At 73.4% G+C, this 19,864-nt stretch carries 23 protein-coding genes; 15 read left to right on the top strand and 8 right to left on the bottom strand.

Annotated elements, in window-relative coordinates; genetic code table 11:
• The first annotated feature begins 39 nt into the window (after positions 1-39).
• On the top strand, positions 40-1,302 hold the full coding sequence (locus tag ACFV0Q_RS07625) for a hypothetical protein (protein WP_385001951.1): 1,263 nt from the start codon (positions 40-42) through the stop codon (positions 1,300-1,302).
• A gap of 7 nt (positions 1,303-1,309) precedes the next feature.
• Here ACFV0Q_RS07625 and ACFV0Q_RS07630 read toward each other — a convergent pair whose 3' ends face one another.
• Entirely contained in the window at positions 1,310-2,167 is an 858-nt protein-coding gene (locus tag ACFV0Q_RS07630) for a YhjD/YihY/BrkB family envelope integrity protein (protein ID WP_385001954.1), read from the bottom strand.
• A gap of 184 nt (positions 2,168-2,351) precedes the next feature.
• On the opposite strand from ACFV0Q_RS07630, the gene ACFV0Q_RS07635 reads away from it, so the two are divergent.
• Together ACFV0Q_RS07635 and ACFV0Q_RS07640 are read left to right on the top strand one after the other, a co-directional pair.
• Positions 2,352-3,635, top strand: a complete 1,284-nt coding sequence (locus ACFV0Q_RS07635) for a DUF2254 family protein (RefSeq protein ID WP_385001957.1) — start codon at positions 2,352-2,354, stop codon at positions 3,633-3,635.
• Positions 3,628-4,974, top strand: coding sequence for a chloride channel protein (locus ACFV0Q_RS07640; protein WP_385001960.1), 1,347 nt, complete (start codon positions 3,628-3,630; stop codon positions 4,972-4,974). The genes ACFV0Q_RS07635 and ACFV0Q_RS07640 overlap by 8 nt, the downstream gene beginning before the upstream one ends.
• A 54-nt stretch (positions 4,975-5,028) precedes the next feature.
• Here the strand turns inward: ACFV0Q_RS07640 and ACFV0Q_RS07645 are convergent, their stop codons facing one another.
• On the bottom strand, positions 5,029-5,454 hold the full coding sequence (locus ACFV0Q_RS07645) for a hypothetical protein (protein ID WP_385001963.1): 426 nt from the start codon (positions 5,452-5,454) through the stop codon (positions 5,029-5,031).
• 228 nt (positions 5,455-5,682) lie between these two features.
• Between ACFV0Q_RS07645 and ACFV0Q_RS07650 the strand changes: the two genes are divergently transcribed.
• Positions 5,683-6,582 (top strand): sigma-70 family RNA polymerase sigma factor, encoded by a 900-nt coding sequence (locus tag ACFV0Q_RS07650; RefSeq protein ID WP_385001966.1) that lies wholly within the window; start codon positions 5,683-5,685, stop codon positions 6,580-6,582.
• Here the strand turns inward: ACFV0Q_RS07650 and ACFV0Q_RS07655 are convergent.
• The gene (locus tag ACFV0Q_RS07655) at positions 6,569-7,612 is read right to left on the bottom strand and encodes an aldo/keto reductase (protein ID WP_385001969.1); all 1,044 of its coding nucleotides are present in this window, start codon (positions 7,610-7,612) and stop codon (positions 6,569-6,571) included. The genes ACFV0Q_RS07650 and ACFV0Q_RS07655 overlap by 14 nt on opposite strands.
• Before the next feature lie 102 nt (positions 7,613-7,714).
• On the opposite strand from ACFV0Q_RS07655, the gene ACFV0Q_RS07660 reads away from it, so the two are divergent.
• On the top strand, positions 7,715-8,389 hold the full coding sequence (locus tag ACFV0Q_RS07660; protein ID WP_385001973.1) for a TetR/AcrR family transcriptional regulator: 675 nt from the start codon (positions 7,715-7,717) through the stop codon (positions 8,387-8,389).
• 46 nt (positions 8,390-8,435) lie between these two features.
• Here the strand turns inward: ACFV0Q_RS07660 and ACFV0Q_RS07665 are convergent, their stop codons facing one another.
• Positions 8,436-8,828 carry a molybdopterin-binding protein gene (locus tag ACFV0Q_RS07665; RefSeq protein ID WP_385001976.1) on the bottom strand — a complete coding sequence of 131 codons (393 nt, stop codon included), beginning with the start codon at positions 8,826-8,828 and terminating at the stop codon, positions 8,436-8,438.
• 200 nt (positions 8,829-9,028) lie between these two features.
• Between ACFV0Q_RS07665 and ACFV0Q_RS07670 the strand changes: the two genes are divergently transcribed.
• Positions 9,029-9,877: a SigB/SigF/SigG family RNA polymerase sigma factor gene (locus tag ACFV0Q_RS07670; protein WP_385001979.1), complete on the top strand. Its 849-nt coding sequence runs from the start codon at positions 9,029-9,031 to the stop codon at positions 9,875-9,877.
• 115 nt (positions 9,878-9,992) lie between these two features.
• Here the strand turns inward: ACFV0Q_RS07670 and ACFV0Q_RS07675 are convergent, their stop codons facing one another.
• On the bottom strand, positions 9,993-10,394 hold the full coding sequence (locus ACFV0Q_RS07675; protein ID WP_385001982.1) for an ATP-binding protein: 402 nt from the start codon (positions 10,392-10,394) through the stop codon (positions 9,993-9,995).
• A gap of 330 nt (positions 10,395-10,724) precedes the next feature.
• Between ACFV0Q_RS07675 and ACFV0Q_RS07680 the strand changes: the two genes are divergently transcribed.
• Positions 10,725-12,077, top strand: coding sequence for an aspartate aminotransferase family protein (locus ACFV0Q_RS07680; protein ID WP_385001985.1), 1,353 nt, complete (start codon positions 10,725-10,727; stop codon positions 12,075-12,077).
• Between the two features lie 262 nt (positions 12,078-12,339).
• Positions 12,340-13,257, top strand: a complete 918-nt coding sequence (pucL, locus tag ACFV0Q_RS07685) for a factor-independent urate hydroxylase (RefSeq protein ID WP_385001988.1) — start codon at positions 12,340-12,342, stop codon at positions 13,255-13,257.
• A gap of 10 nt (positions 13,258-13,267) precedes the next feature.
• Here pucL and ACFV0Q_RS07690 read toward each other — a convergent pair whose 3' ends face one another.
• Positions 13,268-13,753, bottom strand: coding sequence for a histidine phosphatase family protein (locus ACFV0Q_RS07690; RefSeq protein WP_385001991.1), 486 nt, complete (start codon positions 13,751-13,753; stop codon positions 13,268-13,270).
• Between the two features lie 243 nt (positions 13,754-13,996).
• On the opposite strand from ACFV0Q_RS07690, the gene ACFV0Q_RS07695 reads away from it, so the two are divergent.
• The 4 genes from ACFV0Q_RS07695 to ACFV0Q_RS07710 all read left to right on the top strand — a co-directional run bounded on the left by ACFV0Q_RS07695 (position 13,997) and on the right by ACFV0Q_RS07710 (position 16,571).
• A complete protein-coding gene (locus ACFV0Q_RS07695) occupies positions 13,997-14,212 on the top strand; it encodes a CbtB-domain containing protein (RefSeq protein ID WP_266575869.1) in 216 nt (71 codons plus the stop codon).
• Between the two features lie 175 nt (positions 14,213-14,387).
• Complete coding sequence (locus ACFV0Q_RS07700) at positions 14,388-15,140, top strand: CbtA family protein (RefSeq protein WP_385001995.1); 753 nt, start codon at positions 14,388-14,390, stop codon at positions 15,138-15,140.
• Between the two features lie 43 nt (positions 15,141-15,183).
• Complete coding sequence (locus ACFV0Q_RS07705; RefSeq protein WP_385001998.1) at positions 15,184-15,429, top strand: hypothetical protein; 246 nt, start codon at positions 15,184-15,186, stop codon at positions 15,427-15,429.
• 80 nt (positions 15,430-15,509) lie between these two features.
• Positions 15,510-16,571 (top strand): PucR family transcriptional regulator, encoded by a 1,062-nt coding sequence (locus ACFV0Q_RS07710; RefSeq protein ID WP_385002001.1) that lies wholly within the window; start codon positions 15,510-15,512, stop codon positions 16,569-16,571.
• A 58-nt stretch (positions 16,572-16,629) separates the two neighbouring features.
• On the opposite strand, the gene ACFV0Q_RS07715 is transcribed toward ACFV0Q_RS07710, so the two are convergent.
• Positions 16,630-17,379, bottom strand: coding sequence for a nuclear transport factor 2 family protein (locus ACFV0Q_RS07715; RefSeq protein WP_385002004.1), 750 nt, complete (start codon positions 17,377-17,379; stop codon positions 16,630-16,632).
• Between the two features lie 50 nt (positions 17,380-17,429).
• Positions 17,430-18,128 carry a helix-turn-helix transcriptional regulator gene (locus ACFV0Q_RS07720; RefSeq protein ID WP_385002007.1) on the bottom strand — a complete coding sequence of 233 codons (699 nt, stop codon included), beginning with the start codon at positions 18,126-18,128 and terminating at the stop codon, positions 17,430-17,432.
• A 269-nt stretch (positions 18,129-18,397) separates the two neighbouring features.
• Between ACFV0Q_RS07720 and ACFV0Q_RS07725 the strand changes: the two genes are divergently transcribed.
• The 3 genes from ACFV0Q_RS07725 to ACFV0Q_RS07735 all read left to right on the top strand — a co-directional run bounded on the left by ACFV0Q_RS07725 (position 18,398) and on the right by ACFV0Q_RS07735 (position 19,790).
• On the top strand, positions 18,398-19,045 hold the full coding sequence (locus ACFV0Q_RS07725; protein WP_385002010.1) for a hypothetical protein: 648 nt from the start codon (positions 18,398-18,400) through the stop codon (positions 19,043-19,045).
• Positions 19,046-19,162: 117 nt separating this feature from the next.
• On the top strand, positions 19,163-19,534 hold the full coding sequence (locus ACFV0Q_RS07730; RefSeq protein WP_385002013.1) for a hypothetical protein: 372 nt from the start codon (positions 19,163-19,165) through the stop codon (positions 19,532-19,534).
• Positions 19,535-19,592: 58 nt separating this feature from the next.
• Positions 19,593-19,790, top strand: coding sequence for a hypothetical protein (locus ACFV0Q_RS07735; protein WP_385002015.1), 198 nt, complete (start codon positions 19,593-19,595; stop codon positions 19,788-19,790).
• Positions 19,791-19,864 lie beyond the last annotated feature (74 nt).

Here is a 19,864-nt window from a genome sequence, read left to right on the forward strand (position 1 = left end):
GCGTGAGGCGTCTTCGCCTCCCCCGTCTCCGGGAGGGCCATGAGTCAGCCAGCACGCGCGCGGCGCATCGCCGCCAGCACCGCGTCCGCCATCCTGATCGTGCTCGCCTGCCTCTTCGTACCGGTCTCCCTGCTCACCGTCTGGGTGCACGACATCGTGCTCGACAACGACCGCTACGTGGCCACGGTCGCCCCGCTGGCCTCGGACCCGGCGGTCGAGGCGGCCGCCGTGCACCGCATCAGCGAGGCGGCCGACGTACGGGTCGACGGCGCGGCGGTCGCCGCGGACGTCGCGAAGTGGCTGGAGTCGCAGGGCCTGCCGCCGCGCGTCGGTACGGCGATCAAGTCGCTCGGCCCCCAGCTGGACTCGGCCGCCGACCAGGCCGTCACCAAGGTGGCGACCCGTTTCGTGTCCAGCGACGCCTTCGAGCGGGTCTGGACGGAGGCCAACCGCGTCGCCCACCAGTCCGTGGTGCGGGCGCTCACCGGCAAGGGCCGCGGCGCGGTCGGCGTCGACGGCGGCACCGTCACCCTGGACGTCGGCGCCGCCGTGGAGACGGTCAAGGAGGACCTCGTGAAGGCCGGGCTCTCCCCGGCCTCGAAGATCCCCGACGTCAACAAGCAGATGGTGCTCTTCCAGTCGGACAAGCTGGAGAAGATCAGGGGCGCGGTACGCCTCCTCGACGTCCTCGGCAACTGGCTGCCCGTCCTCACGGTGGTGCTCGCGGCGGCCGGCGTGCTGCTCGCCCGGCGCCGCCGCCGGGCGCTCGTGGTCACCGCCCTGTGCGCGGCCGCCGCCAGCCTGCTCGTCGCCATCGGGCTGGTCATCGCCCGCCGCTACTACCTCGACCACCTCCCGGAAGAGGTCCAGTCACCGGCGGCCGCCGCCTCGATCTTCGACACGCTGGTGCGGTTCCTGCGGGTCAGCCTGCGGACCGCGATGGTCCTCGGAATCGTCATCGCGCTCGGCGCCTACCTCTCCGGGGCCGGCCGGATGCCGCGCGCCCTGCGCGGCAAGGCCGACTACGCGGCCGACTCCACCATGCGCTGGGGTGCCACGCACGGGGTGCGGACCGGGAGCGTCGGGAGCTGGGTTCAGGCCCGGCGCAAGCCCCTGACCGTGGGCGTCCTGCTCGTGCTCGCCCTGGTCTTCGCACTGTGGAACCACCCGACGGTGCTCACGGTCCTGCTGCTGGTCCTGATCCTGCTGGCCGTGCTCGCCGTCCTCGCGCTGCTGGCGGCCGGAGGCCGTGCCGGGGAGGGACCGGAGAGGCCGCAGGGGCCGGAGGGGCGGCGGCCGTAGGACTCCGTCACGGCGCCGGGGCCGTCCCCGGGGTACGGAGCCGGCGCGCGGGCAGCGGCTCGCGCGCCACCACGTACCCCACGGCGATGGAGAGCGTGATGACCACGAAGAAGGTGATCAGCCAGGACAGCAGCACGAAGACCGACCCGAGGCTGCCGAACTCCCGCATGCTGCGCTGCAGGGCGATCGGCATGTAGATCCTCGACCACACGGACAGCAGCTGCTCCCCCATCCCCGCCAGCACCGCGCCCGGCAGCAGCGGCAGCCACGGGATCCGGCCGGCCAGCAGCAGGTGCTGGGTCCACCACCACAGCAGCGTTCCGCTGACCAGCGCGAGGACGAAGCCGAGGACCCGGCCGGCGCCGAAGGCGGTCTGCACCGGCCCCTGGAACAGCAGGACGATCAGGATGGTGAGCAGCCAGACCAGCCACCGCCAGGCGGCGATCCGCGCCTTGGCCTTGGGCAGGTGCCAGGCACGCTCGCAGGTCCGCTGCAGGGCCCGGCTGCACGCCGTCGCCGACAGCAGCGTCACCACGATCCCCACCCCGCTGGTGCCGGCGAGGGCCGCGGGGTCCTTGGCGGAGTACACCGACCGCACCTGGTCCAGCGCGGCGTCCTGGAGCCCGAGGGTCGTACTCAGGGACGCGATCATCTGGTCCTGGAGCCAGTCGGGGGCGAGGGCGCCGATGAGGAACAGGGCGGGCACCGCACCGAGGAAGGCCTGGGCGGCCAGCCGGGTCGCGCAGTCCAGCACCCTGACGGCCGCGAGCTGCTCGATCACCCGGCTCAGCAGCGGGGTGTGCCTGCGCATCCAGCCGGGGACGGCGAACAGCCGGCGCCCGGGCCCGGCTTCCGGTTCAGGCACGGCGGAGCTCCTCACGAAGCACGGGGCATGGCGTCCGGGTCGCGGGTCCCGCCCGGTGCGACCACCTTGCACGAGAAAGGCGGAGAAATAGCTCATATCCGGCATTTCACCGCAGAGTCCCGGCATTCCCGTGATTGCATCCGAACCGGACCCGCGCCCGCCGACGCGACGTGGAGGAGGCTGGATGACCGGCTCGACCGAACGGCGCCGCCCGGGCACGGTGTTCCACCGTCCGGCGCGCGCGATGCGCCGGGACCTCTCCCAACTCGTCTGCGCGGTCCTCGGGCTGGTGCTGGGGCTGCTGGTCCCGATGCTCCGGGCGGGACCGCAGGTGGACGCCGGGCGGGTGTCGACGCTCCTGTTCACCCTCGGGTTCGGCGTCATCAGCCTGGTCAGCATCATCTATTCGATGCTGTTCCTGGTCGTGCAGTTCTCCGCGAGCGCCTTCTCCCCGCGGCTCGGCCTCTTCCGGGAGGAACCGATCGTGTGGCGGGCCTTCGCCTTCGCCATCGGCGTGTTCGTCTTCAGCATCACCGCGGGGCTGTCCATCGGTGCCCGCGCGAGCGTCTCGGTCGTGCTGCCGTGCGCCGCGATGGTGGTGACGCTCATCGCGCTCGCGCTGATGAGGACGCTCCAGATGAGGGCCTTCGAGTCGATCCAGCTCGGCCGGGCGCTCACCGCCATCACGAGCCGCGCGCACCGGCTGCTGGACGCCCTGTACGTCGACCCGTACGCGCCGGACCGCCCGGTGGAGCCGCCCCCGCCGACGACCACGACGACGCCCACGACGACCCCGACGACCACCACCGTCCGCTGGTCCGGGCCCGCGGTCGTGCTCCAGCAGGTCGACGTGTCCACGCTGGTCGGCCTGGCCCGGCGGCACGACGGCGCGATCCTGCTGCGCACCGCCCCCGGCCGGCCCCTGGCGCGGGGCACCGTCCTGGCCGAGGTGACGGGCGCCGGGCCGGCCGAGGGGGCCCTGCGCGCCGCCCTGGTGACCGGCGTCGAGCGGACCTTCGACCAGGACCCCGAACTGCCCCTCCGGCTGCTCGCCGACATCGCGCTGCGGGCCCTGTCCCCGGCCGTCAACGATCCCGGCACGGCGGTGGAGAGCATGGACCGCATGGAGGACCTGCTGGCCCGCCTCGCCGACCGGGAGCTCGCCATCGGCCGGTTCCACGACGGGTCGGGCCGGCTGCGGGTGACGGTCCCGGTGCCCGACTGGGAGCAGTACGTCCGGACGGCCCTCGACGAGCTCGTCTTCGCCGCCGCCGGCTCGCCCATGGCGCTGCACCGGTTGCGCGCCCTGCTCGGCGGGCTGCTGGAGCGGTGCCCCGAGGCCCGGCGGGAGATCGTGCGGGAGCGCCTGCGGTGGGTGGAGGGGGCCGGGAGCGAGGCGTACCCGCTGGTCTGGACGCCGGCGGGCCATCGAGGAAGAGGAAGCGGAAGGGAAGCACCCCATGACTGAGTCGCACCCCCGGCCCGGACCGCCCGTCAGCGGGACCGAGCCGGAGGAAGCGGTCGTCCTGCGGGACCTGCTCCGCAGCCCCGGGTACCTGAAGGCGCTCGTCGCCTCCGCGCTGATCGGCATTCCGGTCTCTCTCGCCGCGTTCTGGTTCCTCGTCGTGCTGCACGAGCTGGAGCACGTCCTGTGGGCCGACGTCCCGGACGCGCTGGGCCTCAACGCCCCGCCCTGGTGGTGGCCGTTCCCGCTGCTGGCGGCCGCCGGTGTGACCGTCGGCCTGGTCGCGTCCCGGCTGCCCGGCGGGGGCGGGCACGTACCGGCGTCCGGGCTGCACACGGGCGGGGCCTCGTCGGCCGCACTGCCCGGGGTGCTGCTGGCGGCGATGTGCCTGCCGCTCGGCGCCGTGCTCGGACCCGAGGCCCCGCTGATCGCCCTGGGCGGCGGTCTGGCGCTGGCCTTCCGGAACCTCGCCCGGGCGGACGCCACCCCGCAGGGCACCCTGCTGCTGGGCGCGGCCGGAGCGGCCGCGGCCATCTCCGCGATCTTCGGGAACCCGCTGGCGGCGGCGGTGCTGCTGATCGAGGTGGCGGGCGTGGGCGGGCCGCAGCTGTTCGCGGTGATGCTGCCCGCGCTGCTGTCCAGCGGGGTCGGGGCCGTGGTGTTCACCGGGCTCGGGCGCTGGACGGGGCTGGCGACGAGCGACCTGTCCCTGGAGCTGTACGCCCCGTTCCCCCCGCTGGACGTGCCCGACGTGCTCTGGGCCCTGCTCATCGGCGCGGCCCTGGCCGCCGTCCTGTACCCGGTGCTGGCCGGGGCCCAGCGGGTGGCCTCGTACGTCTCGGGGCGGATCCTCGCCCGGACGGTGCTGTGCGCGCTGGGCGCGGCCGTCTGCGCCGCGCTGTACGCGCTGGCCACCGGCCGCTCCCCCGTGGACGTGGCGTCCTCCGGGCAGGCGACCCTCGCCGGGCTGGCCGTCGACCCGCACGCCTGGGGCGTCGGCGCCCTGATCGCCGTCCTGCTGTTCAAGGGCGCCGCCTACACCCTCTGCCTGGGTTCCCTGCGCGGCGGACCCGTGTTCCCGGCGCTCTTCCTCGGTGCCGCGGCGGGCGTGCTGCTGGCGCCGCTGCCCGGCCTGGGCGTCGTACCCGGGATGGCGGCGGGGATGGCGGCCGCGACGGCGGCCACCCTGCGGCTGCCGGTGAGCAGCGTGGTGCTCGTGGTCCTGCTGCTGGGCAGCGCCGCGATGATGCCGGTGGTGATCCTGGCGGCCGTGGTGGCGTTCGCCGTCACCGAGCTGCTGCCCCGGGGGAGCGCGGCCCCGGCGACGGCCCCGGCCCGGTGAGGACACCGCCCGGGGGCAGGGGGGCGTCCTCCCGGGCGGGCGCGGGTCACCAGGTCAGCACTTGAGACCGGTCGTGGCGGCCGTCGTCGCTTCGTCGAGGGACTGGATCTGCGGCTGGAGCTTGGTGAGCGCGTCCTTGCCGGTGGTGTCGCCGGGCAGGTCGTCGTACGCCTTGTTGAGGTTCTCGGCGGCCGAGGTGACCGCGTTGCGCTCGCTCTCCTTCAGCTTGGTGAGGTTGCCCTTGACGTTCTCCCAGTCCTTCTTGACCGCGTCGCGTGCCTGCTGGACCTGGTCCTTCGTCGCCACGGCGGGGTTGAGGGCCTTCAGCTTGGCGGTGTCGGCCTTGAGGGCGTTCAGGTCGGTGCAGAGGTCGGCGGCGGCCTGCGTGGCCTCCTCGGAGGGCGAGCTGTCGTCGGAACAGGCCGCGAGACCGAACGCCGCACTGACGCAGAGCACGCCGATCACGGGGAAACGCTTCATGGGTGAGGCCTTCCTCAAAGGGGGCAGAACGGTGCGATCCAGATCTATGACCACAGTTGCCAAAATATGCATACGATCCACCTTCTGCATCCGCACCCTCACCGTTCGGAGTCACGGCCCCCGCCGCGGACGACCCCCTTCCGCCGACCGCACCCGTTACCGTCCATCACGGCAGGGGCGCAGCACCGCGCGGGCACGCGGACGGGTACGGGGACGGGGACGGGGCGGATGAACGGGAACGACCGGCTGGCCGAGCGGTTCGACGAGCACCGCCCGCACCTGCGGGCGGTCGCGTACCGCATGCTGGGCTCGCTCAGCGACGCCGAAGACGCCGTGCAGGAGACCTGGTTCAAGCTGAACCGCTCCGACGTCGGCGGCGTCGCGAACCTGGGCGGCTGGCTCACCACGGTGGTCGGGCGGGTCTGCCTGGACATGCTGCGTTCGCGCACGACCCGGCGCGAGGAGCCGCTGGAGGCCGGGGACGGGCCGGTCCGGCTGCCCGATCCGGTCGTCAGCGGCCCCGACCGGCTCGACCCCGAGCAGGAGGTGCTCCTCGCGGACTCGGTCGGCATCGCGCTGATGGTCGTACTGGAGACCCTCGCGCCCGCCGAACGGCTGGCGTTCGTCCTGCACGACCTGTTCGCGGTGCCGTTCGAGGAGATCGCGCCCGTACTCGGCCGGACGGCGGCGAGCACCCGCCAGCTCGCCAGCCGTGCCCGGCGCCGCGTCCAGGGCGCGGCCCCGGCCCCCGACACCGGCATCGCGCGGTGCCGCGAGATCGTCGACGCCTTCCTCGCCGCCTCGCGCGGCGGGGACCTCGACGCCCTCGTGGCCCTCCTCGACCCGGAGGTCGTGGCCCGGTCCGACGGCGGCACGCTGCGGCCCGGCCTGCTGCGCCGGGGCGCGTCCGACGTGGCCTCGCAGGCGATCGTGTTCGCCCGGTTCGCCGAAGCCGCCTACCCGGCGCTGGTCAACGGGACGCCGGGCGTGGTCTCGCTGGCGCAGGACGGCACCCCGCTGTCGGTGATGTCGTTCACGATCCGGCGCGGCGTGATCACCGGGCTCGACATCCTCACCGACCCGGAGCGCCTCGCCCGGATCGACCTGGGGCCCGTCACTTCCCCTTGAGGAGCGAGGGGTTGAGGCGGGCGAAGCCCTCCTGGCGCTCGTACGGGTAGTACGGGTACGGCGCCGGGCGGTGGCTCGCGGCGTCGAGCCGGGCCACCTGGTCCGGCATCAGTTCCCAGCCGACGGCGCCGATGTTCTGGCGGAGCTGCTCCTCGTTGCGGGCGCCGATGATGACGGAGGAGACGGTGGGACGGCGCAGCAGCCAGTTGATGGCCACCTGCGGGATCGTCCGGCCGGTCTCCTTCGCCACCTCGTCGAGGGCGTCGACCACGTCGTAGAGCCGCTCGTCCTCCACCGGCGGGCCGTAGTCGGCGGTCTGGTGCAGGCGGCTGCCGGCCGGCAGCGGGCGGCCGCGGCGCACCTTGCCGGTGAGGCGGCCCCAGCCGAGGGGGCTCCAGACCATCGCGCCGACCCCCTGGTCGTGGCCGAGGGGCATCAGCTCCCACTCGTAGTCGCGGCCGACGAGGGAGTAGTAGACCTGGTGGGCGACGTAGCGCGGGAATCCGTGCCGCTCGGAGGCGGACAGGGACTTCATCAGCTGCCAGCCCGCGAAGTTGGAGACCCCGACGTAGCGGATCTTCCCGGACCGCACGAGCTGGTCGAGGGTGGACAGCACCTCCTCGACGGGGGTGGCCGCGTCGAAGGCGTGCAGCTGGAAGAGGTCGAGGTGGTCGGTGCCGAGGCGGCGCAGGGCGTCCTCGGTCGCCCGGATCAGGCGGGAGCGGGAGGTGCCGGCGTCGCCGGGGCCGTCGCCCATCGGGAGCCCGGCCTTGGTGGACAGCAGCACCCGGTCCCGGCGGCCCTTGACGGCCTGCCCCAGCACCTCCTCCGAGGCCCCGGCGGAGTAGACGTCGGCGGTGTCGAACATGGTGATGCCCGCGTCGAGGCAGATGTCCACGAGGCGGCGCGCCTCCTGCGCGTCCGTGGTGCCCCACGCGCCGAACAGCGGCCCCTGGCCGCCGAACGTTCCGGCTCCGAAGCTCAGGGCGGGGACCTTGAGACCGGACGTACCGAGCTGCCTGTGTTCCATGACGCGTCCCTCCAGCGAGTGGTTGCGGTAATGGCACCGCAGACCCTTTAAGGTGATCCCAAGCTAACAGGAGATCGTCACTAATGGAACGGGAGACCCGTTATGAAGTCGCCGGATGAAGCCAGGGGTGAGACCAGGGGTGAGGTCCGGGACGCGGCCGGGGACGCCGGGGACGCGGGGGAACCGGGGACCGTGCGGCCCGGCGGGCGTACGGCACGGGTGCGCGCGGCGGTGCTGGAGGCGGCCGGGGACACGCTCGCCGAACAGGGTTTCCACGGGCTGGACCTGGCGGAGATCGCCCGGCGCGCGGACGTGGGGAAGACCACCGTCTACCGGCGCTGGGGCACGGTGGCCGGACTGGTCGCCGACCTGCTGACGGACATGGCCGAGCAGTCGCTGCCCCGGACGGAGACGGGCTCGCTGCTGGAGGACCTCCTCGCCAACGCGGCGCTCGTCCGCCGCACCTTGGCCGACCCGCGCCAGGGGGCCCTGTTCAAGGCCGTGATCGCGGCCGCCACGGGCGACGCGCGCACGGCCGAGGCCCTGCACCGCTTCTACGAGGTCCGGGTCGCGGAATGGGCGCCCTGCGTGCGGCAGGCCGTCGAGCGGGGGGAGCTGCCGGAGGGGACCGACGCCGCCGAGGTGATCCGCGCCGTGTCCGCCCCGCTGTACTACCGGTTCCTGACCACCGGGGAGCCGCTGGACGAGGCCGCGGCCGAGCGCGCGGCGCGGGCGGCGGTCGCGGCGGCCCGCGCGGGGGCCTACGTACGGGGGTGAGCCCGGGGGCCCCGGGGGCTCGGGTGCGGGGGGTGAGCCCGGGGGCTCAGGTGCGGTCGATGAAGACGCTGGTGGACTTCACGCGGGCGGTGGCGCGCATGCCGACCTCCAGGCCCAGCTCCTCCACCGCTTCCCGGGTCAGCAGCGACACCACCCGGTGCGGGCCCGCCTGGATCTCCACCTGGGCGCCGACCGAGCCCAGCTTGATGCCGGTCACGATGCCGGGGAAGGCGTTGCGGGCCGAGGTGTACGGGGCCTCCTCGTCCTCCCCGGTCTCCTGGGCCACCTCCACGCAGAACGCCGCCAGGTCCGGGCCGTCGACGATCCTGCGGTTCCCCTCGCGCCGGGTCGGGAAGCGGTTCGCGTCCGCCCAGCGGCGGGCGGTGTCACTGCTGACGCCGAGCAGCCGCGCTGCCTGGCCGATCGTGTACGACTCCATGCGGCGCAGCCTAAGTCCTCCCCGCGCGGACCGTTCACAGCTCGGCCGTGAGCTCGGGGCGCGGTTTCACGTGAAACATCGCTGAGGCATTTGGGCGGGTATCACCCGTTTAGATCGGGTATATCTCCCAGGACAGTGATGGCGACCGCGCAGGACGACGACCCCGTACCCCGGGAACCCCGTCGGAGGAGCGCAGAACGATGAACCGTAGCGACCTCACCGACCTCACCCTCACCGACCACACCGATCACACAGGCGTCGCGACCAGCGAGGCCAGGGCGCTGTCCGTGGCCCTGTTCCGGAGGCTGGCGGAGCTCGGTGAGGGAACAGCGGAGTACTCCTACGTCCGCAACACCCTGGTCGAGCTGAACCTGAGCCTGGTGAAGTTCGCCGCCCGGCGGTTCCGCGGGCGCAGCGAGCCGATGGAGGACATCGTCCAGGTCGGCACGATCGGGCTGATCAAGGCCATCAACCGGTTCGACCCGGAGCGCGGGGTGGAATTCACGACCTTCGCGATGCCGACGATCAGTGGCGAGATCAAGCGGTTCTTCCGGGACACCAGCTGGGCGGTGAAGGTTCCCCGACGCCTCCAGGAGCTGCGGATCGACACCGCCAAGGCGCACGACGCCCTCGAACAGGACCTGGGGCGCGAGCCGACCGACAGCGAGGTGGCGCGGGAGCTGCACGTCACCGAGGAGGAGTTCATCGAGGGCCGGAAGGCCGCGTGCGCCTACTCCGCGCGCTCCCTGGACGCCCCGGCCCAGGAGGACACGGAGCGCGATCCGCAGGCCGAGCGGGCCTCGCTGGGCGAGGAGGAACCCGCGTACGACCTGATCGAGTGCCTGGAGTCGCTGAAGCCGATGCTGGCCGGGCTGCCGGCGCGGGAGCGGATGCTGCTGTCGTTGCGGTTCGGGCAGGAGCTGACGCAGTCCGAGATCGGCGAGCGGATGGGGCTGTCCCAGATGCACGTGTCGCGGCTGCTGAACCGCACGCTGACCCGCCTGCGCGGCGGCCTGCTCACCGAGGCCGACGCCGAATCCGAGGCCTGAGACGGGGCCGACCTCCGGGACGGGGGCGACGCCCGGGACGGGGCCCGCGCCCCCTCAAGGCCCCGCGCCCATCCGGCCCCCGCCCGGCGGCGCCACCCGGGCCTCCCACAGGCGCTCAGGCGTCCCGCAGGGGTGCCGGGACCTCCAGCCAGACCGTCTTGCCCGGCGGCGTCGGGGCGCAGCCCCAGGCCCGCGCGAGGCGCTGCAGCAGGATGAGTCCGTGCCCGCCCGGCCGGCCCCGGTCCGGCGGCCGGGGGCTGGGCGGGTCCGGGCTGTCGTCGGTGACCTCCACGCGCAGTCGTCCGGGGCCGTGCCGCAGGACCAGCTCGCGCGGGCCGCCCGCGTGCAGGCAGGCGTTGGTGACCACCTCGGAGACCAGCAGGAGCACGTCCTCCTCGGCCTCGTCGCCGGCGGGCCACCGCCAGTCGGCGAGGGCATGCCGGGTGAAGTCCCGGCACCGGGTCACGACGCCCGTCGTGCCACCGCCCAGGACCAGTCTCCGCGTCTGCTCGGCCACCGGCTCCACAGGCTCTCCCGTCTCCGCCGCCCATCCCCCGGCGCCGCACCTACCCCCGACCGGGAAGGACAAATCCCACCGCCCTCCGGCCGGATCCGCAGAGCACGACAAGGCCCCCTTCACCACCCTCCGCGGATACGGAGAGCGGTGAAGGGGGCCCCACCATGGGTTTCCCGCCGTTCTCCCCCGTGGAGCGGCCGGTCCGGACGAGGCTAGACCGGCCGGTCCGCCTCCGTCGAACCGGGACCGTCCGGTGCGTCAAGTCGTTCCCCGGCCACGCCGGGGCCCGGGCACTCCGGGGTCCACATCCTGGACAACTACGCTCGGAACATGAACGCAGAAGCCGCCGACGCCCTCGCCGCCGTGAAAGACGCCGACCGGAAGCACGTTTTCCATTCCTGGTCGGCGCAGGAGCTCATCGACCCGCTGGCCGTGGCCGGCGCCGAGGGCTCGTACTTCTGGGACTACGAGGGCAACCGCTACCTCGACTTCTCCAGCGCGCTCGTCTACACGAACATCGGCTACCAGCACCCCAAGGTCGCGGCCGCCATCGCCGAGCAGTCGGCCAAGCTCTGCACCGTCGCGCCCGGTTTCGCCGTGGACGTGCGCTCCGAGGCCGCCCGGCTGATCGCCGAGCGCACCCCCGGGGACCTGGACAAGATCTTCTTCACCAACGCGGGCGCCGAGGCCGTCGAGAACGCCGTGCGGATGGCGCGGCTGCACACCGGCCGGCCCAAGGTGCTGTCCGCGTACCGCTCGTACCACGGGGCGACGTCCACCGCGATCAACCTCACCGGGGACGCCCGCCGCTTCGGCAACGACAGCGCGACCGCCGGGGTCGTGCACTTCTGGGGGCCGTTCCTCTACCGCTCGCCCTTCCACGCCACCACGGAGGCCGAGGAGTCCGAGCGGGCCCTGCGCCACCTGGAGGACACGATCGTCTTCGAGGGGCCGCAGTCCATCGCCGCGATCATCCTGGAGACCGTCGGCGGCGCCCCGGGCGTGCTCGTGCCCCCGGCCGGCTACCTGGCGGGCGTCCGCGCGCTCTGCGACCGCTACGGCATCGTCTTCATCCTGGACGAGATCATGGTGGGCTTCGGCCGCACCGGCACCTGGTTCGCCGCCGACCACTGGGACGTCACGCCCGACCTCATCTGCTTCGCGAAGGGCATCACCAGCGGTTACGTGCCGCTCGGCGGTGTCGCCATCTCCGCCGCCATCGCGGAGACCTTCGCCCGCCGGCCCTACCCGGGCGGGCTGACGTACTCCGGGCACGTGCTGGCCTGCGCCGCCGCCGTCGCGACGATCCACACGATGGAGGAGGAGGACGTCGTCGGGCAGTCCGCCCGCACCGGCGCCGAACTGCTCGGCCCGGGCCTGCGCGAGATCGCCGCCCGCCACCCCTCGGTCGGCGAGGTGCGCGGGCTGGGCACCTTCTGGGCCCTGGAACTCGTACGGGACGCGGACACGCGCGAGCCGCTCGTCCCGTACAACGCGTCCGGCGCCGACAACGCGCCGATGGCGGCCTTCGGCGCGGCCCTGAAGAAGGGCGGTCTGTGGCCGCTCCTCGCCGGGAACCGGATGCACGTCGCCCCGCCCTGCAACATCGCGGCCGAGGACGTGGCCAAGGGGCTGGCGATCATCGACGAGGCCCTGTCGGTGGCGGACGCGCACATGGCCTGACCTGCACGGTTGTGGGGTCGCCCAATCCGCGGGTGCTGGTGTTCGGAGGATTCGTGCGGTGGTCAGCACACCGTCCACATGCTGCAATCCAGTCAGCACGACTCAGCACCTACGGACCGGGATGCACGTCAGTCCCGGGGCGGCCCGACGGGCCGAACGGCGGGGAGCGGCACGTCTTCGTTTCGGGGCGGGCGCTGGACGCCGGGCGTACGGGATCCAGACGACCGGACTCCGTGTTCCCGAGTACCCGAAGGAAGACAGCATGAGCAAGCACGTCCTGGCCCAGAACCAGTACGGCAAGGCCGAGAACCGCATCGTGAAGGTGACCCGCAAGGGCAGCGACAGCTCTTGGCACGAGATCCGCGACCTCAACGTCTCGGTCGCGCTCCGCGGCGAGTTCCGCGACGTCCACCTGACCGGCGACAACGCCAACTGCCTGCCGACCGACACCACGAAGAACACGGTGTACGCCTTCGGCAAGGAGCACGGCATCGCCTCCCCGGAGGCCTTCGGCATCCTGCTCGCCAAGCACTTCGTGTCCTCCCAGGCGCCGATCCGCGAGGCGCAGATCCGCATCGAGGAGTACGTCTGGGACCGGATCCCGGTCCCGACGCGCAAGGAGCAGCACTCCTTCGTCCGCAAGGGCCAGGAAGTGCGCACCGCGCAGGTCACCTACAGCGAGACCACCGGGCTCCAGGTCATCTCGGGCCTGAAGGAGCTGACGGTGATGAACTCGACCAACTCCGAGTTCCACGGCTACATCAAGGACGAGTACACGACCCTCCAGGAGGCGTACGACCGCATCCTGGCGACGAAGGTCACCTCCCGCTGGGCGCACTCGGCGCTGGCCGCCGACGACCCGGAGCACGACTGGGACCGGTCGTACAAGAAGGTCCGCAAGCACATGCTGGAGGCCTTCGCGGAGACGTACTCGTACTCGCTCCAGCAGACCCTGAACCAGATGGCGGAGCGGGTCCTCGACAACTGCCCCAGGGTCAACGAGGTGCGCCTCAACCTGCCCAACAAGCACCACTTCCTCGTCGACCTGGAGCCCTTCGGGCTGAAGAACGACAACGAGGTGTACTTCGCGGCGGACCGGATGTACGGCCTGATCGAGGGCACCGTCCACCGTGACGGCGTGCAGCCGGTGATCGCCACCTCCGACTGGATCGTGGCGTAGCGCCGGCCCTTCAGTCCCCGCGTACGGGCTGTCCCACGAGGAGGTTCCAGCGACCCGCGCGGCCGCTGAGGACGGTCTCGGTCTCCGGGCGCACGTCGAGCCGCCAGAAGGCCGCGGCGGGCAGCTCCAGGGCCCACACCACGGCCGCCCGTACGACGGCCTGCGCGACCACCGCGTGGTGCGGGCCGGGCGGCAGGGCGGCCAGGTGCGCCCCCGTACGGGCGATCAGCGCGGCCACCGACTCCCCGCCGCCCGGCGGCGCGTACTCCGGGTCCGTCAGCCAGCTCCGGACCCCCCGAGGGTCCTCGGCGGCGACTTCTTCCAGGGTCCGGCCCGCCCATTCCCCGGTGCCCGGCCCGGCCAGGCCCTCGTGGCCCGGGCACGGGTCCCCGTACCCGAAACGGGCCTGGCGGGCGGCGGAGTCGAGCGGGGGCGTGGTCAGGTGCACCCGTACGGGGGGCGCCTGGCGTGTCGCGGGCGGGGTCGTGTGGGCCATGGCAGGGAGCGTAGAGCGCACGCCCACGGCGTGAGACGGCGGACACACGCCGTGGTGTTCAGGCCACGCGCGCGGTACGGTCTCGGACGACATGTCGAAGGTATGACGGAAGTACCGGTGAGAATCCGGCACGGTCGCGCCACTGTGAATCCTCCCGCACCCGTGTGGGCAGGTAAGTCAGACCCGCCACCTTCTTCGAGAGCACCACTGACCGGGACGCGTGTTCCCCCTGGAGGTTCTGCCATGGCCCACTCCGCCGTGCCCACGTCGGCGCCCGTCGCCGTCGCCCCGCTGTCCCTGAAGGAACTGGCCCCCTGGGCACTGTTCGTGGGCGTCCTCATGCTCGTCCTGCTCTACCTCGTCGGCGCCGAGCAGGGCGCCACCGCGGTCTTCCAGGGCGAGAACATCCACGAGTGGATGCATGACGGCCGCCACCTGCTCGGTTTCCCCTGCCACTGACCGGCTGATCCCCGGTCCACACCCGCCCGGAACTCCCCCGCGCGCGACACCGGCACTGCTTTCGTACGGCCCGCCCGTACGACGGCCCGCCGTTGGGTCGCGCGCGGCTTCCGCGCGCCCGTGTGGACCCCCGAGATCCCGCTCCTCGTCTCCACCCAGCAAGGGAAACCGAAGCATGAACCCCATCTCCCCCCGTGTCCTGCTGATCCGGGGCATGCTCGCCGGTCTGCTGGCCGGCGTCGCCGCCTTCCTCGTCGCGTACGTACTCGGCGAGTCCAAGGTGGACGCGGCCATCGCCATCGAGGAAGCCGGCGCCGCCGTGCACGAGCACGCCGAGGAGGCGCCCGTCAGCCGGGCTCTCCAGGCCACGGCCGGCCTCGGCACCGGCACGCTGCTCTACGGCGTCGCGATCGGCGGCATCGCCGCGCTCGTCTTCTGCTACGCCCTGGGCCGGCTCGGCCGGTTCGGCCCGCGGGCCACCGCGGCGCTGGTCTCCGGCGGCCTGTTCCTCACCCTGAACCTGGTGCCGTTCCTCAAGTACCCGGCCAACCCGCCCGCCGTGGGCGACCCCGACACCGTGGTCCGGCGGACCACGCTGTTCATCCTGATGATCGCCCTGAGCCTGCTGCTCGCGGCGGGCGCCCTGATCCTGGGCCGCCGCCTCGCGCCCGCCCTGGGCAACTGGAACGCCTCGGTCGTCGCCTCGCTCGCGTTCGTCGTGGCGGTCGGCCTGGCCTACGCCCTCCTCCCCGGCATCAACGAGGTCCCGGCCGACTTCCCGGCCGCGCTGATCTGGCAGTTCCGGCTCGCGTCGCTGGCCATCCAGGCCGCCCTGTGGACGACTTTCGGCCTGGCCTTCGGTTTTCTAGCCGAACGCGCTATTGCCCCGGCCGTCGCGCCCAAGGAGGCTGTACAGCCGACAAGTTGAGCACGACACACCTGTTGCGGGTGTGAAAGGTGGGAGCCGGGACATGCCGACCGCGATCTGGGAATGGCGGGGCTGGACCGGCGCCGCACCGTTCTGGCTGAACTCGTTACTCCTGGTCGTGGCCCCCTTCACCGCCGCCACCCTGGTCGCGCAGATCGGCGTCATCACCGCCCTGGCCGCCCTGGGCGGACTCGCCCGCCAACTCTGGTTCGGCGACTACGGCCACCCCGCGATCCACCTCGCCGCCGCCCTCATGGGGGCGGCGGCGGTCGCGTTCGTGGTGATCTGACCCCCCGTCCGGGCCCGGCCCCGTCCCGGCGCCGCCCCTGCGGAGACAATGGGGGCTCGAAAACGAGCCGGGGAGCTGGTGTGACGTCAGGGCGGGACATACCCGAGGAATATCTGGCCGGGTATGCGGGGATCCTCGCGGACGTCCGCGGCACCGGGCGCCGGCCCGGGCGCGACGCGCTCGACGCCCGGCGGGCGCTCGGCGAGAAGGCCGCCGAAGCCGGGTACGGACTGCGCGCCCTGGTCGGCGCCCACTTGGCCGCCACCCGGGCCGCACTGCGCGGCCACACCGTCCCCGACCACGTGATGGCCGCGGTGGAACAGGCCGTGGACGCCTTCGCCGAGGGGTACGAGCGGGCCCAGCGCATGGCGGTGCGCCAGGAAGAGGCCGCCCGCCGCGAGTTCATCGACGACCTGCTGCTCGGGCGCAGCGACCTGGGCCGCCTCAGCGAGCGCGCGGCCCGCTTCGGACTGCACCTGGCCCACGCGCACGCCGTGGCCGTCGCCCGCGGCCCCGAGTCCTGTGAGGACACCGGCGCGGCCATCCGGCAGGTGGAACTGGCCCTCACCGCGCGGTTCGGGGACCGCACCGTCCTCCTCGCCACCAAGGACGGCCGGCTGGTCTGCGTGGCGCCGGGCGACCAGGACGAGGTGCTGTCCCACTTCGCGCAGCAGGCCCACGCGGCGTTCTCCGGCCGGGGGCTCGTCGCGGTGGGGCGCCCGCATCCGGGCGCGGGCGGGATCGTGACCTCGTACGAGGAGGCCCTCGGCGCCCTCGACCTCGCGGACCGGCTCGGCTTCGAAGGCCCGGTGCTGCGCGCCGCCGACCTGCTGGTCTTCCCGGTGCTGACCCGGGACCGGGCGGCGATGGCCGACCTGGTCCTGAGCGTGCTCGGGCCGCTGCGGGCCGGGCGGGGCGGGGCCGTGCCGCTGTTGGACACCCTGACGGCCTACTTCGACTCGGGGTGCGTGGCCGCGGAGGCCGCCCGGCGGCTGCGCCTGAGCGTGCGGGCGCTGACCTACCGGCTGGAGCGGATCCACCGGCTGACGGGGACCGACCCCGGGGACCCGGCCCAGCGCTACACCCTGCAGACGGCGGTGATCGGGGCCCGGCTGCTGGACTGGCCGGCGCGGCCGCTGTAGGCAGCGCCCCTCTCCGCACCCATGGTGTGGCGGGCGAACGCCGGGCTGACCGGGGGCCTCAGTACCGGAATGGACGAGTCCCCGTCAGCGACCACGCGCGTGCGAACCGGCCGGCGCGCACCGTCAGGAGGTCGACGCCGCCGACAGAGGTGCCGGCAGCCCTGGTTTCGGCCGTCCAGAGGAACGCCACGTACCTTCGCGCGGGGTCGACGACGGGCTGCCGGTGGATCGTGATGGCGGGCGGGTCGTCGGTCTTGGCCTGTCGCTCGATCAGGTCGGCCAACTCGGCGGGGCCGTGCGCATCGCCACCCGGTCCGGCGCCCGAGAACAGGTCGAAGTCGTCCGTCACCACGTCCGTGGCCAGCTCGGCCCGGCCGTTGCGGAGCTGAACCCAGCGGTGGCACAGGTCCTCGATCGTGGCAGGGTCGGTCCGAGGGGCCGCATCGGGCTCTGGATCGGATCGCTCGCAACGCCGCTCCGCCACGAACGTCCAGTTCTCCCGTACGCGGTCGTCCGCGAGAACGTTGACGTCGATGCCGGTCAGTACCTGACCGTCGGCCTTCCTCACATCCCACAGGTAGGCGAACCGGTCACCGGCGTCGACGAGTACGCGCGGGCTGAAGACGTTCACGTGGCGCGCGCGGTACCCGGTAACGAACCGTTCCTGCTCGTGCGGGCCGACCACCGTGTCCAGGCCGGCTCCGTGATCCGACCACTGCACGCAATCGTCGGACATCAGCCCGTGCGCCAGGGAGGGGTCCTCGTTCCACATGCGGCACCACGTGATCATGCGCTTCTCGTTGTCCATGGCGACCAGCATCGCGGCCCCTCGCGACACCGTCCTGTCGGTGTTTCAGATCACAGAGCGAAAGGTTCGGCGTCCAAGCGCTTCAACTCGGTCCTCCACTGCGGTTCCCGGGACGCCACTCGTTCGTCCGACCGTTCCAACGAGGTGATCCGGTCGAGCTGGAAGCCTCGGACCGCTGACCGCAGCCGGCACCACGCCGCCAGATACCAGCCGCTGGGTCCCCACAGAAGGCCCAACGGCTCGACGTCGCGCGTCGTCGCCGCGCCGGCCCGGTCGGTATAGGTGAGGTGCAGGACATGCCCGGAGACCACTGCCTCGACGATCATCTCGCTCAACTTGCCGCTCTGGCCGGGCGCGTGGTCCCCGACCCGGTACACCAGCCGCGCGAGCGCTTCCTCCCGCTGTCGCACCTCGGCGGGCAGCACGGCCAGCACCTTCTGACCGGCGCGGTGTGCGGCTGCCGCGAACGGCGTGGACGCCGCCGTGCGAAGCGCGACGCTGACGGCGAGGGCCTCGGTGGCGCTGAGTGTCACGGGCGGCAGCGTACGGTCCCGGTCCAGGCTGTATCCACCGGCCCGACCGGAGTCACTGCGGATCGGCAGGCCCGACTGCCTCAACGCTTCGAGATCCCGCTCCACGGTGCGCACGCTGACCTCGAACCGCCGGGCCAGCCACGGAGCGCTGCGCGGCCGGGGCGCTACCGCTCGAAGCTCCTCGACCAGCGCATACAGGCGATCGGTGCGGTTCACCGCCCCAGCCTAACCGCCGCCGCCGAGTCGGGCCGATCCCCGAGTCGGTGCGGGCGGCCGACCGGTCCTCTCACCCGTTCGGCGGCACGGCGGTGCGCCGCCCGGAGCGCGCCCGGCGCACCCCCTCCAGCTGCGAAGACTCCCGCGCCGGGCCGCGACACACCGGTGACGCGCCGTCACCTCCCGCCGCGCCGATGAGGTGCGGGCGACCCTGGGAGGGTGCACTTCTCACAGGAACCGGCCGCCCGCGCCGGACCGGGAGGAACGCCATGGCCCGCGCCCAGTGGATCGCCGCCGTGCTGACGGTCGCTCTGATCGGCACCGGAGTGGGCCTCTTGCACGGCAGTGAGGGCGCGGAACCCCCGGCCCCCGGGGTCGCCGACGCGCTGCCCTCCCGGGCGCTGGGGCTGTCCGGGCACCGCCGGCTGGTGCGCGGGCTGGAGCACTCCGGGGCGCACGGCCCGGGTGACGGCACGGGCCACGACGCCGGGCACGGCTCGGGGCACGGCTCGGGGCACGGCAGCCGGAAGGCGTCCGCCGCTCCCCTGCGGGCCTCGCGGCCGCTGCGGCTGCGCATCCCCAGCGTGGGGGTGAACCTCCCGCTGGCGCGGGGGCCGCAGGGCGGCGAGGGGCGGAGCGGCGAGGGCGTGGTCCGCTGGGACACCGACAGCCCGGCCCCCGGCTCCGCCGGTACCGCCGTGCTCACCGGTGACGGGCTCCCGCTCGCCGGGCTGCGGCGGGGCCGGACCATCGAGATCCCGCGCGCGGACCACCGTACGGCCGTGTTCACCGTCGAGCGGGTTTCGCCCGGCGGGGTCGGCGCCCCGGCCGACCGGCCCGGGCGGGCCCGGCTCCGGCTGGTCAGCGGCGAGACGGTGGTCCTGGCCCGGCTCACCGGCCCGGCCCACACCGGCTGACCGGGCAGCCGTGACGGCCCGCCAACGCTCATCCGAGGGGGTGACTTCGTCCCCCGGTCGGGGGCTTCTGGGCGCGTGGTGGGGAGCAGCCCGGCGTGTCGGGGCATGGAAGCCGTCATGAGCGGTGCGCGGTACGCACGGACGGTGCTGGCCCGGGCCCTGACGGTGGCCTGCGTCGCCCTGCTGTGCCTGTTCGGCGCCGGTCCCGCGGCGACGACGGCCTGCGCACTGGCCGCGGAGTCCCCTCCCGCCTCGTCCGCCCCGGCCGAGCCCACCGAAGGGCAGTCCGACGGGGCCGGGGATTCCGATGCCCGGGCGGCCGTACGCACGGACTCGCGCGGAGTACCGGCCGTACGGCGGCTGCCTCCGGGCATGTTTCACGTGAAACACGCGTGCGAACCGGCTCGGCCGTCCCTCACGGCTCCGGGCGGGGAGGCCGCACCGGTCCTGTCCCCGCGGTCGGTACGGAGTGTGGTCCTGCGCTGCTGAGCGGGCCGAGCAGCAGCGTCTCCCCCACACCCCCCTCGAACCACCGTGAGGTTCCGCCATGCCCATCGACCCGTACGCCGCCCTGAACGCCATGCTCCGCGCCGAGGCCGCCCGCTTCTCCCCGCCGGTACGGCAGGCCGTGGAACGGCCCGCGCCACAGTCGGCCACCGCGGCCGCGACGGCCACCGCCACCGCCACCGCCGAGCGGGAGGCCGACAGCGCACCGCAGCAGGAGCCCGCCGGCCCGGCCGCGTAGCCACCGGCCGTCCGCGAGCGGCCCACCGGCCTGAAGCGGCGCCGGTTCCCGTGCCTCGGTCACGGCACGGGAAC

Origin of the sequence: Streptomyces sp. NPDC059564, assembly GCF_042735575.1 — a bacterium.
In the GTDB taxonomy this organism is placed as follows: Bacteria; Actinomycetota; Actinomycetes; order Streptomycetales; family Streptomycetaceae; genus Streptomyces.

What these genes read in the sequence shown, in the direction of transcription:
- ACFV0Q_RS07695 (WP_266575869.1), top strand. Translation starts at nt 13,997, where the DNA reads ATGGCCCACTCCGCCGTGCCCACGTCGGCGCCCGTCGCCGTCGCCCCG.
- ACFV0Q_RS07715 (WP_385002004.1), bottom strand. Translation starts at nt 17,379, where the DNA reads ATGGACAACGAGAAGCGCATGATCACGTGGTGCCGCATGTGGAACGAG.
- ACFV0Q_RS07680 (WP_385001985.1), top strand. Translation starts at nt 10,725, where the DNA reads ATGAACGCAGAAGCCGCCGACGCCCTCGCCGCCGTGAAAGACGCCGAC.
- ACFV0Q_RS07705 (WP_385001998.1), top strand. Translation starts at nt 15,184, where the DNA reads ATGCCGACCGCGATCTGGGAATGGCGGGGCTGGACCGGCGCCGCACCG.
- ACFV0Q_RS07700 (WP_385001995.1), top strand. Translation starts at nt 14,388, where the DNA reads ATGAACCCCATCTCCCCCCGTGTCCTGCTGATCCGGGGCATGCTCGCC.
- ACFV0Q_RS07670 (WP_385001979.1), top strand. Translation starts at nt 9,029, where the DNA reads ATGAACCGTAGCGACCTCACCGACCTCACCCTCACCGACCACACCGAT.
- ACFV0Q_RS07725 (WP_385002010.1), top strand. Translation starts at nt 18,398, where the DNA reads ATGGCCCGCGCCCAGTGGATCGCCGCCGTGCTGACGGTCGCTCTGATC.
- ACFV0Q_RS07655 (WP_385001969.1), bottom strand. Translation starts at nt 7,612, where the DNA reads ATGGAACACAGGCAGCTCGGTACGTCCGGTCTCAAGGTCCCCGCCCTG.
- ACFV0Q_RS07735 (WP_385002015.1), top strand. Translation starts at nt 19,593, where the DNA reads ATGCCCATCGACCCGTACGCCGCCCTGAACGCCATGCTCCGCGCCGAG.
- ACFV0Q_RS07650 (WP_385001966.1), top strand. Translation starts at nt 5,683, where the DNA reads ATGAACGGGAACGACCGGCTGGCCGAGCGGTTCGACGAGCACCGCCCG.
- ACFV0Q_RS07635 (WP_385001957.1), top strand. Translation starts at nt 2,352, where the DNA reads ATGACCGGCTCGACCGAACGGCGCCGCCCGGGCACGGTGTTCCACCGT.
- ACFV0Q_RS07660 (WP_385001973.1), top strand. Translation starts at nt 7,715, where the DNA reads ATGAAGTCGCCGGATGAAGCCAGGGGTGAGACCAGGGGTGAGGTCCGG.
- pucL (WP_385001988.1), top strand. Translation starts at nt 12,340, where the DNA reads ATGAGCAAGCACGTCCTGGCCCAGAACCAGTACGGCAAGGCCGAGAAC.
- ACFV0Q_RS07730 (WP_385002013.1), top strand. Translation starts at nt 19,163, where the DNA reads ATGAGCGGTGCGCGGTACGCACGGACGGTGCTGGCCCGGGCCCTGACG.
- ACFV0Q_RS07625 (WP_385001951.1), top strand. Translation starts at nt 40, where the DNA reads ATGAGTCAGCCAGCACGCGCGCGGCGCATCGCCGCCAGCACCGCGTCC.
- ACFV0Q_RS07645 (WP_385001963.1), bottom strand. Translation starts at nt 5,454, where the DNA reads ATGAAGCGTTTCCCCGTGATCGGCGTGCTCTGCGTCAGTGCGGCGTTC.
- ACFV0Q_RS07665 (WP_385001976.1), bottom strand. Translation starts at nt 8,828, where the DNA reads ATGGAGTCGTACACGATCGGCCAGGCAGCGCGGCTGCTCGGCGTCAGC.
- ACFV0Q_RS07690 (WP_385001991.1), bottom strand. Translation starts at nt 13,753, where the DNA reads ATGGCCCACACGACCCCGCCCGCGACACGCCAGGCGCCCCCCGTACGG.
- ACFV0Q_RS07640 (WP_385001960.1), top strand. Translation starts at nt 3,628, where the DNA reads ATGACTGAGTCGCACCCCCGGCCCGGACCGCCCGTCAGCGGGACCGAG.